The organism is Flavobacterium sp. DG2-3, from assembly GCF_030730925.1.
Classification (GTDB): domain Bacteria; phylum Bacteroidota; class Bacteroidia; order Flavobacteriales; family Flavobacteriaceae; genus Flavobacterium.
In genome coordinates, this window is record NZ_JAVAMB010000025.1 from 26,187 (window position 1) to 41,451 (window position 15,265).

Sequence of the window (15,265 nt, forward strand, 5' to 3'; positions counted from 1 at the left end):
GAAAACCATTTTTGCAGTTGCAGAAATGGCAGAAGCTTAAAAGAAATAGTCATCTCTAAAAGGAAAGCAGGAAGATAAAATTATCCTTGGCTTACCTATTTTAAACTAAAATAAAGTAATGAAAATAAAATTAAAAAGATATGCTTACTTATGTGTGTTGTTAATTTCAATTGGAGTTAAAGCACAAGATAACAAGCCATTAATTCAGTCTAAACTAGAAGGAAAAGTAATTGATGCCGTTACAAAAGAGCCTATTATTGGGGCTTCTATCACTATTAAAGGCACTACGCACGGGGTTCAAACGGATTTTGATGGAAAGTTTTTCTTCCAAACGGGACAAAAATTGCCTTACACTTTATTAGTAAGTTATCTAGGATATAAAAAAGCTGAAGTTGTGGTAAATGAAAATCCAGTAACGATAAGCCTTACAGAAGAACAAAATCAATTATCAGAAGTTGTAATTACGGCTTTGGGTATTTCTAAAGAAAAGAAATCTTTAGGGTATAGTACACAAGCGCTTAAGACTAAAGATATTGCTGAAACAAAAGAAACTAACTTCTTGAATAGTCTTAGCGGAAAATTAGCGGGAGTTCGTATTACCAATTCACAAGGAGATATGGGATCGTCTCGTATTATCATTCGTGGAGAAACTTCGATTGCAGGAAACAACCAGCCATTGTTTGTGGTAGATGGAGTTCCGGTAGATAACTCACAGTTAGGAAGTGTTGGAGGAGCAACTCGTGATTTTAAAAATGCTATTGCCGATTTGAATCCTAATGATATTGAAACATTGACTGTATTGAAAGGGCCAAATGCTGCAGCACTTTACGGATCGCGTGCAGCGCATGGTGTTGTGTTGATTACTACAAAATCTGGAAAAAGCCAGAAAGGATTAGGAATTACGTTGAATTCTGGAATTACAATTTCACAAGTGTCTACTTTGCCAAGTTTTCAAAACTCTTATGGTCAAGGATCAAATGGAAGATTTAGTTTTGTTGATGGAAAAGGTGGCGGTGTAAATGATGGTGTTGACGAAAGCTGGGGACCAAGAATGGACGGAAGACTTATTCCGCAATTTTACTCAAATGGAGCGGCTGTACCTTTTGTAGCACATCCTAATAATGTGAAAGACTTCTTTAACACAGGTATTACTTATGATAACAGTATTTCGGTAGCCAGATCAGATGAAAAATCGGATTTCCGTTTAGGGGTGAACAATCAAAAACAATTGGGAACAGTGCCTAATAGTGAAGTGAATAAAACCAACTTTACGCTTAATACGAATTACCAAATTTCAAAAGGTATCAAAGTAGGGGTAACGGCAAATTACATTACCACTAATTCTCCAGCCTTACCAGGAGGTCCTTCTGGAAATCGTGCCGCAGGTGTAATGCTGCAGTTCCTTTGGTTCGGTCGTCAGGTTGATATTAACCAGCTTCAAAGCAATAGAGAAGTGAACTGGAACAACAGTTATTATAGTAATCCGTATTGGAATGCGTATTATAACACTACAAGCCAGCAGCGTAACCGTATCATTGGAGACGTTCACTTGGATGCAAAATTGGCTGAAGGACTTAATTTTAAATTCCGTACAGGAGTTGATTATTATAATGACAGAAGAAAATATGAGATCAGATATGGTACTAATGGAACTCCTTTCGGATCTTATGCTGAAGATGCTTACACAGTAAATGAGCAAAACACAGAAGGTATTTTTACTTATACTAAAAAACTAAACGACGATTTTACTGTAGATGCTCTTGCCGGATTTAATATTCGTAATCATAGCGATGCCAACAATTATCAGAAAGCGCCACGTTTGGCTGTACCAGATTTGTACACTTTAACCAATTCGCGTGATCCATTAACATCATCAAACAACTTATCAAGATTAAGAGTGTATAGTGCTTATGCTTCTGCGCAATTTGGTTATAAAAACTATGCTTTCTTAAACGTTACAGGGCGTAATGACTGGTCATCTACATTACCAAGCAGCAACCGTTCTTATTTTTATCCTTCTATTAATGGTAGTTTGGTTTTATCTGAAGCTTTCAATTTGAAAAGCAATACGCTTGATTTCTTAAAAATACGTGGTGGATGGTCTGAAGTGGGTAACGATGCAGATCCGTATCAATTGGCTACGGTTTATAATTTCCAAACGGCTTTTGACGGAAATCCAATTCAAACTTCTTCACAAAGAAAATTGAATGAAAACCTGAAACCAGAAACAACACGCTCCACCGAAGTTGGTTTAGAAGCTACTTTCTTTAAAAACAGACTTCATTTTGATGCTGCTTATTACAATACCAATAGTTTTGACCAGATTTTGGAGATTAAAACCACAACTTCAAGCGGTTATAACTCTCAGTTAATCAATGCTGGAAAAATAAACAATAGAGGTATAGAAATTCAATTGGACGGAACTCCTATTCAAACAGAAAACTTCAAATGGAATATTGGAGCCAATTATTCTAAAAACACTAGTGAAGTTGAAATTTTGGATTATGCCAAACAAATTCAAAACTATACAATTGGTACTTCTGGAGGTGTAGATGTATTAGCGTCTGTAGGTCAGGCTTATGGAGCGCTTTACGGAACTGCCTATTTGCGTGATGCGAGCGGGAATATTGTAGTAGGAGCAAACGGACTTCCAAAAGCAGATCCGACGAAGAGAGTTTTAGGACATTACACTCCAGATTATTTGGCAGGTGTTACCAATACCTTGACGTATAAAAATCTTGAATTATCATTCTTAGTGGATGCAAGCGTAGGAGGAGAAATTTTCTCAGGAACCAACAGAACAGGAACTTATACAGGAGTATTGGCTTCAACTCTTCCTGGACGTGGAGCTGAAAACGGCGGTTTAAGTTATTATGTAAACGGAACTACAAAAACATTGGTAAACGGAACTGCCCCAGCGGGTGTAACCGTATATGACGACGGTATGATTTTTAACGGAGTATACGAAAATGGATCTCCAAATACAACGGTGTTAAGTGCACAGGAATATTACAAAGCATCTTACAACATTAGCGAAGCATACATTTACAGCTCAACTTTTGTAAAAATGAGAGAAATAAAATTGTCTTACAATGTCAATAAAGCATTTGCAAGAAGACTTGGATTAGAAGGGGCAAGTATTACTGCTGTTGGCCGTAACTTGTTCTTTATCTACAAAGACGCACCAAATATTGATCCTGAAACCGCTTTCAATACTGGAAATGCGCAAGGATTGGAAAGTTTAGCTTTACCAACGACCAGAAATTTCAGTCTTAATGTTAATCTTAAATTCTAAAACTCAGACTCATGTTGAAAAAAATAGCATATATAACTCTCTTTGCCTTAACGTTTAGCTCTTGCAGCGACACGTTGGATGATATCAATAAAAATCCAAATGCAACCGAAACACCATTGGCGCCTTATTTGTTAACAGGTACGTTAAAACAAGGAGCCGACTTATATTGGGGTTCTACAAATAACTTTGACTCTTCTTTATTATTTGTGCAGCATTGGGCAAAAATCCAATATACAGAGCCAGACAGATACGATGTTTCAAACGCTTCATTTGTTACTTTATGGAACACTGGTTACGCAACCTTAATCACAGATTTGAATACCATCATCAATTTTCCAGATGCACAGGCCAATTCAAATTATAAAGGAATTGCATTAACGCTTCGTTCGTGGACATTTTTACTGTTGACAGATGCTTACGGAAGTATTCCGTACAAAGAAGCTGGTCAAAGTATAACGCCTTCATACAACACTCAAAAAGAAGTGTATACAGGATTACTTGAAGATTTGAAAAACGCTCAGTCTTTATTGGGTGCAGCAAATGGAACAGTAACTGGTGATTTAGTTTATAAAGGAGACATTGCAAAGTGGAAACGTTACGTAAACTCGCTTCGTTTGCGTATCGCTTTAAAAATTGCTGACAGAGAACCAGCTTTGGCTAAACAAGCTGCAATTGACGCCACTAATGATGCAGCAGGAGTTTTAAGCAGCAATAACGATACTTTTAAATTTACGTACATTAGCTCGCCACAGCAAAATCCAGCTTCAGCTTGGTTTGAAACTCGTGATGACTACCGTATTTCTAAAACTATGGTTGACAAACTAAAAGAATTTTCGGATCCTCGTTTGCCAGTTTATGCACAATTGCCATCTGATGCAAGTGTTGGAACCTACGTTGGAGGTGGAAATGGATTATCAAATAGTGATGCTAACAGCCAAGGTTTTGCTAAAACATCAAAACCAGGAACTTATTTCCTTACGTCAACATCACCTGCTGTAATTTATTCGTATTCTGAGGTATTGTTCAATCTTGCAGAGGCAGCTGCACGTGGTTATATAGGCGGAGATGCAGAACAGCTTTATAAAAATGCCATTACAGCATCATTTAATCAATTTGGTATTAATGACGCGACAGTTATTTCGAATTATTTGAACCAAGCAAGTGTAAAATACGATGCAACTAATTATGCTAAATCTATTGGAACACAAAAATGGATTGCCTTTTTTGGTCAAGGTTTAGACGCTTTTGCAGAATGGAGAAGATTGGATTATCCTGTATTAACAGCGGGTCCAGCAACAGTTTTGGACGGAAAAATACCTTCCCGTTTTTTCTATCCTGGTACAGAGCAGTCTTTAAATGGAACAAGCTATCAGGCTGCCATTACCGATCAAGGAAAAGATTTATTGACAACCAAACTTTGGTTTGATGTGAAATAAATTTAGATTATAATAAAATAAATTTCATCAAAAAAGCCCTGTGTCACAATCGTGATACAGGGCTTTTGATTTATATTAAATCTTTTTTACAATTTTTCATACCAATTTAAATCAGTTGGCGCCATTTTATTTTTAAATTTAAATTAATCTTGCTGCGTATTTTGACGCGGATGAAACTGATTTACTTCGTAAAAACGCTGATTTGCACGGATTTTTTTAATTTATAATTAAAGTAGACTTTAGCTTGACTTTTTAGATAAAAATAAAAAATCCGTTTTTATCCGCGTCTTCGTGAAACGAATCCGTTTCACAACGATAGCGCAGATTTGCAATCTGTGCCCGCAAAGTAATTCCTTCAATATCTTTAAAAAATAAAATTATAGTTTTACACTTTACTTTTTATTTTTGTAGGAAAAAGATTGGTGTCAACAAAATACAAAGCAACAACAACTGAAGAAGCCTATTTTATAACTATAACCGCTGTAGGCTGGATTGATATCTTTACAAGGCTAAACCAGAAAAACGTTTTAATAAATGCTTTAAAATATTGTCAGGAAAACAAAGGTTTAGAAATTTATGCTTATTGTATTATGAGCAGCCATATTCATCTGCTCTGCAAAGGAACTAATGGTTTTGTTTTATCTGATATTATTAGAGATTTTAAAAAATTTACGTCAAAAAAAATAGTACAGACTATAATAAACGAACCTGAAAGCAGAAGGGAATGGATGCTGGAATATTTTCAAAAAGCGTGTGAGCATTTAAAAAAGGATCAGACTTATAAAGTCTGGCAGAATGGTTATCATGCAGAACTTATCTACAGCAATAAATTTATAAAGCAAAAAATAGATTATATTCATAATAATCCTGTCAAAGACAAAACTGTAGCTTCTCCTGAAGATTATTATTTTAGTTCAGCAAGGAATTATGCAGACTTAGAAAATGATTTGGATGTTGTTGTATTGTGCTTATTTTAAAGTATTTAACTATTTTGTATACTTAACGCAACGATAGCGCAGATTTGCAATCTGTGCCCGCAAAGTATTTCCTTCAATATCTAAAAAAATAAAAAGTACAGTTTTATACTTTATTTTTTATTTTAGTTCGGCGAAAGAATTATGCAGACCTAGAAATGATTTGGATGTTGTTGTATTATACTTACTTTGAAGTTCAACTGTTTCGCATACTTGACTTTGCGGGCACGGATTGCAAATCCGCGCTAACGAATCTGGATTCTGATAAATAATTTTCATCAAAAAAGCCCTGTATCAAAATTACGATACAGGGCTTTTGATTTATATTAAATCTTTTTTACAATTTTTCATACCAATTTAAAATATAATCGGCAACGCTTTCCCAGCCTGGTTCTCCGCAGATGAAGTGACTTTTGCCGTCGAATATTTTAAGGTCAACACGACCTGCATTTCCGTTATATCTGCTCGCAATTGTTTCTGTTAAGCTAGGAGGAAAGATATGATCGTTGCTTCCACCAATAAACAAAATTGGTTCATGCGGTTTTTTGAAATTGATATTAGAAAACGAATTTAAAACCAGTTCTCGGCTTACTTTATAACTTTCGGGCACTGCAAATTTCTCAAAAGCAATACTTTTTTGTGATTCTGGAATAGTATTAAAAAAAGCATAATCGTACCATTTTCGGCTTCCCATAAAGTATTTATTAAAAGAGAAAAAACCAAAAGCAGGAATTACCGTTTTTAAGGTTTGAAAAGGCGGAAACACATTTTTTGGAGGCGCTCCGTCAATACTTACGCCAGCTGCGGCTTTGCCTAATTCGACTAATTTTAAAGCAGCCATTCCAGCCATTGAATGTCCTATTACCAAAGGTTTTTCGGGTAAAGTGTCTATTAATCGGCTGATATTATTGACAACATCTATAAAGCCTGTTTTAGTGAGGTTAGGATGAACCTTGGCTCTCAATTCGGCAGGATTTCCATCGTGTCCAGGATTTGCTGGTGCATAAACGGTATATCCTTTTTGTTCATAGTGCTGTTTCCATTCTGCCCAAGTTTTGTCGTTAACAAAATTTCCATGAATAAGCACAATTGTTTTGGAGTTTGACATGATTCTTTTATTTGATTAATGTTAGAATTTCTTTGAAAACTTCTTGTCTCGAATCTTTAACCAGTTCATAAAGACACATTTCAACATTTGTTAATGCAGCTCCTTTATGCTGCAATTTCTGTAAAGCGATTCCAATACTTTCTTCTGCTCGAGAAGAAACGCAATCTGCCGCAATTTCGACTTCAAAGTTTTTTGATAATAGTCCCAAAGCAGTTTGATACACGCAGATATGAGCTTCAATTCCGCAAATTATCCATTGCTTTCTACCAGAATTTATAATTGCTTTTTTAAAATCTTCATTATCGAGCGCATTGAAAGAAAATTTTTCAATTGGTTGCTGTTGGTGCAATAATTTTTCTAATTCTGGAATTGTTGCACCAAGTCCTTTCGGGTTTTGTTCTGCCCAAATTATCGGAATTGAAAGTAGTTGACAGCCTCGGATAAGTTTCTCCAGATTAGACACCAGCTTTTCGCTGTTGTGTACAATCCGTGCTAGTTTTCCTTGAACATCAATTACAATCAATCCAGTTTTTTCTTGTACAAGCATAACGATCTATTTAATTTGGAAACTAAATTTACAAATTTTATTTATGTAAAGCATTGAATTTTAAAATGTTATGTTTGTTTAGGGTAAATTTTACTTCAGGTATTTTTTAAGTTCCGCCGCAGCCTGAAGAAACAGCGCTTTTGTCTGCGGAATTTCAGCCAACCCATTCAATAATCCGAAATCGTGAATGACGTCGTTGTAGCGCACCGTTGTTACAACCACTCCTGCATCGCTTAATTTACGTCCGTAAGCTTCTCCTTCGTCTCTTAAAATATCATTTTCTGCAACCTGAATTAAAGTTGGAGGAAGACCTTTCAACTGAGAAAGACTTGCCTGCAATGGCGAAGCATAGATTTCTTTTCTTTTAGAAGGATCCACATATTGATCCCACATCCATTTCATTAAAGAATCAGTTAGAAAACGCTGTTTGCCGTATAGTTTATACGATTCTGTTTCAAAATTAGCATCGGTTACAGGCCAGAAAAGAATCTGCACTTTATACAAAGGCGTTCCTTTTTCTTTAGCCATTAAAGCGCTCGCTGTAGCTAGATTTCCGCCAGCGCTGTTGCCGACAATTCCCAATTTGCTTCCGTCTACATTAATTTCGTTTCCATGCGCTGCAATCCATTTCGCGGCAGCGTAAACCTCATTTACAGGCTGTGGATATTTGTGTTCTGGAGAAAGAGAATAATTGACAAAAACACCAACATAACCCGTAAGCACACTCAAGTCTCTCACCATTCTTTTGTGGGTAGGATAATCTCCCAAAACCCAGCCGCCACCGTGAATGAACATAAAAACAGGCAGTTTTCCTTTTGCGCCAGCGGGACGAACAATATTAAGCTTGATTTTGTAACCGTCTGCGGTGATTTCTTTTTCAGATTCTTCAATTCCAGACAAATCAACTTTAAAGGCATTTTGCGCGCCAACCAATACATTTCGTGCATCTGCAACCGGAAGCGATTCTAATGGCGCTCCTCCAGCATTTAAAGGTTTTAAAAAAGCTTTTACAGCTGGCGTAAGATGCGGATCTGTAGCGTAATCGCCTTGTGCATTTGCGGGCAAACTGCTTAAAATTATATAAGGAAGAAGTATCATTTTTAGGATGATTGATTTTTTCATAATGTGTAGACTTTTATTTTACAGAATAAGGCAATGAAAGATTTCCGCTCGCAACTGTATAAACTTTGTATACCCCAAGCATTGGTTTAGAACCTTCGGCATCATGAGAACCGCCAGCGCCCGTGCTGACTTCCATATAACAGCTTACGGCATCAAATTTAAAATCGGTTTTGTTGTTGATTCTAAAATCAGGAACAATCACTTTAATCGAATTTCCTTTTGTCACGATATTAAAACCTGGGCTGTCCATATACATTGCCATTCCTGGATTTGTTGGAGGAAGAACCACTTTCGGATCTCCTTTTGTGAATTCTTTTACCGAAAGTCCTCCAGCAACGCGTTTATCTTCTACAAGCAAAACCCAGTGTGCGTGCCATACCAAACCATCATTAAGGTAATTTCCGTCCAAACTTTCATCCCAAAGTGGAGTATCTTCAAAATCTGGATGAGAGGTAAGGGCAAGCGCTACAATTCCTTCCACTTGACCGAAACCAATATCAGAAGATTTTAAAGTAGTCGGAAAAACGTATGCCAAAACTGGAGCTCCATTTAACTGTCCGACTGGTTTAGGCATTGTTTTTCCTGCGGTTCCTTCCACTTTAATATCCCAAACTGTAAGACCTAAATCTGCCTTATGAGTTATTGTAGCCGATTTTATTTTAAAATCGCTGTTGTTGTAAGTGCCGCATTTATCGCAGGCTTGTGCACTGCTAAAATGTAGCAATAGAATGACTATTAATGCTATTGATTTTTTCATAATAAATTGGTTTTTTATGGGTTAACTTCCCTAAAAAACCAATTTACATGCCATACCCAAAAAGCGCTAAATAATAAGGACTTAGCACTTTTTGAAGGGTTTAAAAGCGCTATATTTCGCTAAACGAATTTCGATTAGTGAGATTTCGCTAGCTAATAAAATAAGGACGCGGATGAAACGGATTACTTCGTAAAACGCGGATATGAACGGATTTTTTTATTTACCTATAAGATTAGGTTAGAATAAATTATATAAAAATCCGTGTCTTCGTGATAACGAATCCGTCTCATCCGCGTCTAAAAGAAATTAGGGCTTAGTCTCTAAACTCTCTTCTTTTTTCATTGATTGGAAATTCTTTAGAAAACTCAATTTTAAGAATTGTTCCATTATTATTTTCCATAGAAAAAGAAGCTTCCAAATCGTCGCTAAGACCTCTTATCAGACTCAGACCAAACGAATTGATTTTTTTACTGCTAATATTCGCATCAAAACCAACTCCGTTATCTGCAATAGTCAGCAGGTATTTGTCTTCGGTAGTAGGTTCGAGTGTCACGTAAATCATTCCCGTTCTGTTGTCTGGAAAAGCGTATTTTATAGAATTGGTAATCGATTCGTTTAAGATTAGTCCCAACGGAACCGCCTGCGCAACATCCAATTCTAACGGATCAATTTTAAGTTCAAAGCGAACGCGCTGTCCAAGCGAAAAAGATTCTCTTAAATATTCAACCAATTCTTTGATGTAATTTTGCATATTAATCGAAGCAATATTTTCTGAATTGTATAATTTCTGATGAATAAGCGACATCGAATGAATACGGTGCTGACTGTTTTTGATAGCCGATAATGCCATATCATTCTCCAAATAAGCCGATTGCGAATTCAGAAGACTGATCACAGTTTGAAGATTGTTTTTGACACGATGGTGAATTTCTTTTAAAAGCCATTCTTTTTCATCAAGCAAATGCCTCAAATTGATGTTTTTCTGATTGATTTCTTTTTCTTTCAATTCTAATTCAGCATTTGTTCTCTGTTTCAGTCGATACCTATTGTACAGCAAAGCAATAGTAAGAACCAACAAAACCAAACTCCAGATCGAAACGGTATTTAATAATTTTGATTTTTTTAAAGCCGTTTCCTGTAAATCGGTTTCTTTGTCTAATTGTTTGATTTTTTGTTCTTTGTTTTCAGTTTCGTACTGAATTCTAAGTTCTTCAATTTGTTTGTTTTTCGAATAATCTAAAATTGAGTCACTAAACTTTTTGTACAGTTTATGATGCGCCAGCGCCGACTTAAAATCACCATTGAGGGAATCTATTTTATAAAGTGACATTTGCACTGCTTCTGAGTCGTATCTCTTGTTGTATTTTTTAGAAGCGGCGTCAATTTTGTCCAAATACAATTTTGTTTTTTGGAGATTGTTTCGATTGGCATAAAACAAAGCAGCTGACGAATAAGTATTGCAGACGTCTCTAAACGTCAGCGGTGAATCTATACCATCTGCAGCTTCTACAGCTTTTATAAAATGTTTTTCGGCTGTGACATAGTTTTTTATGCGCCAATAACAATTAGCGTAAGCATAATTCATAAGCATGTCATCAAGTCTATTTGGAGGGTCAAATTTGCTTGTTATGGAATTCATATATTCTATGGCTTCTTTATTTTTTCCTTTCAGAGACAAAGAGGCTGTAGCTGTAATAAAACTTTTGTACCAGCTGCCGCTGTTAAAATTATTTTGCCCGTGTTCAATACTTTTCTGAGACATTTTTATCGCTTCATCTGTATGTCCCATTTGCAAATAGGCAATTCCTAAACGCATGTAAAAGATGTCGGCAAAAGTAAAGTCTTTTGTAGCTTCCATGGTTTTGACACTTTTCAGCGCATAATAAAAAGCATCTTTAATATTAAACTGAACGCCTTCGATATAAGAAATCGTAGTTTCGCTAAATTGCTGCTGTCTGAAACCAATTTTTCGCATCAAAGCAATATTTTGATACAATATTTTCTTGGCATCGTTTATTTTTCCGTGCCAGAAATAAATCGTACATATTTTTCCTTTGGTTTCAATAAGTTTTTCTTCAAGACCTAAAGTTGTAAATAGGGCTTCGGCTTCTTTTAAGATTTTCTCTTTTTCAGGATCTAAATCGTACTGATACGTTGCCTGATTAAGTAAAGCATACGCCAAAGCTGTTTTGTCATTTTGCTTTCGGCGTTCGTTTACAACCTGTAAGAAACATTTTTTACTTTCAGGATAATTATTGATTTGGAAATAAAACTTCCCTAAAAGCATTAAACTCTCGTGTTGCCATTTTTGTATTTTTAATTGATTGCTGACTTTTACCGCATCAGATATATACAGATTGGCATTGGTAATATCTTCTGGTTTTGCATAAGGCTTGAACAAATAATAGATTCCCAATTGCAGAGCGAGTTTTACTTTATCAGCGCCTTTAGATTTTAAATAAAGCTTTTGTGCAGCGTCGATATTTTCTTTTTCGATGAGATCTTTTCCAATTAAATACGAACCGTCATTAAATCCTTCGTCATAAGCTAAAGCAAGAGGAAGTTTATAGGCCTTGCACGTTAATACCACTGCACTGTCAGCATCTATTGCGCCTTGATTAGAATTGTACAGATAAGACGAACTGTTGTGTATTAAAAGACGCTTCTTTTTTAAATCATAATTTGCTGTTGCAGGATGGTTTTGTGCTTCAGAATTAACTGCGATTAAGAGGAGCAGACAAAACGAGTAAAGTAGCTTCATGGTTTAGAGATTAAAATTTTAGTAAGTTTTTGATTAACAAATATAAATAGAAACATTTGTGATTATTTGAAAAATAATATGAAAATTAAGGTTAATTGTGATTTTAATTTATCTAAATTTGGAAACCGTTAATTTTAATTGTTATAATTAACTATTTTTGTATCAATAAATTAAGTGCAATATAAGACAAATTTACTCACTTATGAAAAAGTCTCCCGATAACGGATATGAAACTGTTTCTTCAGAATTTAGAAAACGGATAATAATTGTAGAAGATCAGTTTATTGAAGCTCACGATTTACAGTTAATTCTCGAAAAAGCAAATTATGAAGTTACAGGAATAGCACGGTCGGTGGAGCAGGCTTTGGAGCAAATTGAGATTACACGACCAGATTTGGTTTTCTTGGATATTATGCTGAAAGGAAACCGAAATGGTATTGAATTGGCACAAATCCTTAAAGAAAAATATATTGGTTTTATATTTATTTCTGCCAATTCTAGTAAAAGTATATTAGATCAGGCAAAAACTACACAGCCTTACGGTTTTATTGTAAAACCATTTCGAGATCAGGATGTTTTAACCACTTTAGAAATCGCTTTTTATCGCCAGCAATATAGTTTAGAAAGCCAATTGATACAGCAATTTCAGCTTCAGGCAGCAATTACAGAGATTATAAATTCAAATTTAAAGAAAGAAGAAGCTTTATTAGCTTTCGCGAAAGCGGCACAAACCTTTATTCCTTTTGATTATCTGGAAACAGGTTTTGTGACTACGGCACATTATGATAATCTGGGAATTGTCCGTAGAAATTTGGATCAGTATCAGGTTATCAGTTTGCAGAAACTTTCTCAAATAGCGGAAGTATCTGAAAAAGAAATAAACGAAACCTACAGAAAGTCCAAAATAGATAAAAAGCCTATTATTTATAGTGAAGAGGCATTAATCAATAACTTTCAGGAAGCTCCAATAAAGGCTTTGATTGCACATAATTTTGGCATAAAATCGTATTTGGTTTTTCCGATTTCGATTGCCACGATCCAGAGCTATCATTTTACTTTTTACAGCCGTAATCTCAATGTTTATTCTCAAGAGCATTTACGGATTTTGAGTTCGCTTGAACTTCTTTTCAGCCAATTTATCGCTAAAATTTATTCTAAAGAAGATGTAAATCTGCCTCTTAAAAAAGTGGAAATTAAGAATGCAAAACCAACAAACAGCGAACAAGGTTTTGAAGGAATTATTGGAAACAGTTCGCAGATGAATACGGTTTTTAATTATATCCGAAAAGTTTCTCCTTCCGATACTTCTGTTTTGGTTTTAGGCGAAAGCGGTACTGGAAAAGAAAAAATTGCACAAAGTATTCATGCTTTATCGCCAAGAAAAGACAAACCTTTGGTCATTATTAATTGTGGTGCTATTCCAGAAAATCTTGCAGAATCATTGCTTTTTGGTCACGAAAAAGGATCTTTTACAGGCGCCCTCGACAGACGCATCGGTAAGTTTGAGCTGGCAGACGGAGGAACCATTTTTTTGGATGAAATTGGAGAAATGTCTTTAGAATTGCAGGTAAAACTGCTTCGCGTGTTGCAGGAAAGAGAAATTGAACGTGTTGGTGGCACTTCGCCAATGAAAATAGATGTGAGGATTATAGCGGCGACCAATAAAAATCTGGAAGAAGAAGTAGCTGCGGGAAGATTCAGAATGGATTTGTATTATCGTCTGCATGTTTTCCCGATTATGGTTCCGCCATTAAAAAAGAGAAAAGAAGATATTCCAGATTTAGCGAATCATTTTATAGCGGTTTACAGCGATAAAATGGGTAGAAAAGCGCCAATTCTTTCTGATTTTGCTTTGCAGCAGATTATGAATTACAATTGGCCGGGAAATATCAGAGAACTCGAACATGTTATGCAGCGCGCCATTTTACTGACAGACGGAAATACGATTAAAGAAATTGAACTTTCTATGTCTTCCAAAATGCATCCAGAACACCCTTCAGAATCCTTTTCAATCAAAACAATACTAGAAAACGAACGCGATTATATTTTGTATATCCTTAAAAAATGCAACGGAAAAATTTCTGGAGCAGGAGGTGCTGCAGAAATTTTAGACATTCATCCATCAACTTTAAATTCGAAGATTAAAAAACTCGACATAAAGAAAGGAATTATTTAAATCTCCAGTATACATGCTGTATGAATTAGAACGCGGATTTAACGGATTCGCTATTGCGAAGACGCGGATTGACGCGGATTTTTTTTATGATTTATTAAATCAATTGCCTCCAGTTTTAACTGGAGGTCAAAAATAAAACAAGTTGTAAGGCTTTAGCCAAACAATAAAGTTAAGCTATAGAAGCAGCTAATTGAAAAATAGGATATAAAATTAGAAATCCGTTTTTATCTGCGTCTTCGCGATAGCGAATCCGTTTAATCCGCGTCCAATACGCGCAACAGGTCAAGAGATTTTTCGAAGCCAATTGGCTGTAAACTCAGCAATAGTTTCCCAGTTTTTCTGATGAATGCTCAAATGATTTAAATCTTGAAATTCTTTATAACAAGTAATAGAATGCAGGTTTTTATATTGTTTGAAATTTAAATAATTTAAAGAAGCAGGCACAAAAGCATCTTCTGAACCCGATAAAAACAAAAGAGGATTGTGTTTCTTTTTGAAATCGATTTTGCCAGATTTAGTATAAATGTCCCGGAGAATCGATTTAGATTCGGGAATTAATAATGTTTCATAAGCTTCTTTTTGTTCATCAAATGACATTTGGTTTCCGAAAAGATGTTGCCATTTTTTGAAAGGCATTAAATAGGTTTTATTTTTTGAAGTGAAATGGACTGAAAGATTCCATAGGTTTTTATAAAACGAAAAATTATAATGTATGAGATTGCCAGGCGGAATAGAGTTGATGCAGATTCCGATCGAACCAAGTTCTTTCTGAATAAGTAATTGCGCTAAAAGACCTCCATAAGAATGGCCTATTATAATGGGTTTTTCGGGAAGTTTATCAATGATTTCGGTATAATAATCCAATAAATCAGATAGACGGGTTGAGGCAATTTTTGATTCAGAATGCGCTTGTCTTAAAACAGCTGCCGTTTCATTTTTGTAAGGCCACGGCGGCGCTACAACTTTGTATCCTTTATCTTCAAAAAAAACAATCCATTTTTTCCAGCAGGCATGGCTGATGAACGCTCCAGTGATTAACATAATCGTTTTTTTATTAGATAAATACATCATATCGAAGCTATTAGGTTA

General features: G+C 35.5%; 10 protein-coding genes. 4 read left to right on the plus strand and 6 right to left on the minus strand.

What is annotated here, in order from left to right:
- Positions 1 to 118 precede the first annotated feature (118 nt).
- From Q9Q97_RS21690 to Q9Q97_RS21700, 3 genes are all read left to right on the plus strand, one after another.
- Entirely contained in the window at positions 119 to 3,295 is a 3,177-nt protein-coding gene (locus tag Q9Q97_RS21690; RefSeq protein ID WP_306160958.1) for a SusC/RagA family TonB-linked outer membrane protein, read from the plus strand.
- Between the two features lie 11 nt (positions 3,296 to 3,306).
- Complete coding sequence (locus Q9Q97_RS21695) at positions 3,307 to 4,731, plus strand: SusD/RagB family nutrient-binding outer membrane lipoprotein (protein ID WP_306160959.1); 1,425 nt, start codon at positions 3,307 to 3,309, stop codon at positions 4,729 to 4,731.
- Between the two features lie 422 nt (positions 4,732 to 5,153).
- Positions 5,154 to 5,708 (plus strand): transposase, encoded by a 555-nt coding sequence (locus Q9Q97_RS21700; protein WP_306160960.1) that lies wholly within the window; start codon positions 5,154 to 5,156, stop codon positions 5,706 to 5,708.
- Between the two features lie 334 nt (positions 5,709 to 6,042).
- Here Q9Q97_RS21700 and Q9Q97_RS21705 read toward each other — a convergent pair whose 3' ends face one another.
- From Q9Q97_RS21705 to Q9Q97_RS21725, 5 genes are all read right to left on the minus strand, one after another.
- Complete coding sequence (locus tag Q9Q97_RS21705; protein ID WP_306160961.1) at positions 6,043 to 6,813, minus strand: carboxylesterase; 771 nt, start codon at positions 6,811 to 6,813, stop codon at positions 6,043 to 6,045.
- Between the two features lie 7 nt (positions 6,814 to 6,820).
- The gene (locus Q9Q97_RS21710; RefSeq protein ID WP_306160962.1) at positions 6,821 to 7,360 is read right to left on the minus strand and encodes a hydrolase; all 540 of its coding nucleotides are present in this window, start codon (positions 7,358 to 7,360) and stop codon (positions 6,821 to 6,823) included.
- A gap of 90 nt (positions 7,361 to 7,450) precedes the next feature.
- Positions 7,451 to 8,482 (minus strand): alpha/beta hydrolase, encoded by a 1,032-nt coding sequence (locus Q9Q97_RS21715; RefSeq protein ID WP_306160963.1) that lies wholly within the window; start codon positions 8,480 to 8,482, stop codon positions 7,451 to 7,453.
- Between the two features lie 13 nt (positions 8,483 to 8,495).
- Positions 8,496 to 9,239 carry a hypothetical protein gene (locus tag Q9Q97_RS21720; protein ID WP_306160965.1) on the minus strand — a complete coding sequence of 248 codons (744 nt, stop codon included), beginning with the start codon at positions 9,237 to 9,239 and terminating at the stop codon, positions 8,496 to 8,498.
- A 313-nt stretch (positions 9,240 to 9,552) separates the two neighbouring features.
- Positions 9,553 to 12,000 carry a sensor histidine kinase gene (locus Q9Q97_RS21725; protein WP_306160969.1) on the minus strand — a complete coding sequence of 816 codons (2,448 nt, stop codon included), beginning with the start codon at positions 11,998 to 12,000 and terminating at the stop codon, positions 9,553 to 9,555.
- A 202-nt stretch (positions 12,001 to 12,202) separates the two neighbouring features.
- On the opposite strand from Q9Q97_RS21725, the gene Q9Q97_RS21730 reads away from it, so the two are divergent.
- A complete protein-coding gene (locus tag Q9Q97_RS21730) occupies positions 12,203 to 14,176 on the plus strand; it encodes a sigma 54-interacting response regulator (protein WP_306160971.1) in 1,974 nt (657 codons plus the stop codon).
- 282 nt (positions 14,177 to 14,458) lie between these two features.
- Here Q9Q97_RS21730 and Q9Q97_RS21735 read toward each other — a convergent pair whose 3' ends face one another.
- Entirely contained in the window at positions 14,459 to 15,247 is a 789-nt protein-coding gene (locus tag Q9Q97_RS21735; protein ID WP_306160973.1) for an alpha/beta hydrolase, read from the minus strand.
- Between the last annotated feature and the right edge of the window lie 18 nt (positions 15,248 to 15,265).

Bases quoted from the DNA above. Each gene is read 5' to 3' on its own strand.
- Q9Q97_RS21690 (WP_306160958.1), top strand. From the start codon at position 119: ATGAAAATAAAATTAAAAAGATATGCTTACTTATGTGTGTTGTTAATT.
- Q9Q97_RS21735 (WP_306160973.1), bottom strand. From the start codon at position 15,247: ATGATGTATTTATCTAATAAAAAAACGATTATGTTAATCACTGGAGCG.
- Q9Q97_RS21710 (WP_306160962.1), bottom strand. From the start codon at position 7,360: ATGCTTGTACAAGAAAAAACTGGATTGATTGTAATTGATGTTCAAGGA.
- Q9Q97_RS21730 (WP_306160971.1), top strand. From the start codon at position 12,203: ATGAAAAAGTCTCCCGATAACGGATATGAAACTGTTTCTTCAGAATTT.
- Q9Q97_RS21715 (WP_306160963.1), bottom strand. From the start codon at position 8,482: ATGAAAAAATCAATCATCCTAAAAATGATACTTCTTCCTTATATAATT.
- Q9Q97_RS21720 (WP_306160965.1), bottom strand. From the start codon at position 9,239: ATGAAAAAATCAATAGCATTAATAGTCATTCTATTGCTACATTTTAGC.
- Q9Q97_RS21725 (WP_306160969.1), bottom strand. From the start codon at position 12,000: ATGAAGCTACTTTACTCGTTTTGTCTGCTCCTCTTAATCGCAGTTAAT.
- Q9Q97_RS21695 (WP_306160959.1), top strand. From the start codon at position 3,307: ATGTTGAAAAAAATAGCATATATAACTCTCTTTGCCTTAACGTTTAGC.
- Q9Q97_RS21705 (WP_306160961.1), bottom strand. From the start codon at position 6,813: ATGTCAAACTCCAAAACAATTGTGCTTATTCATGGAAATTTTGTTAAC.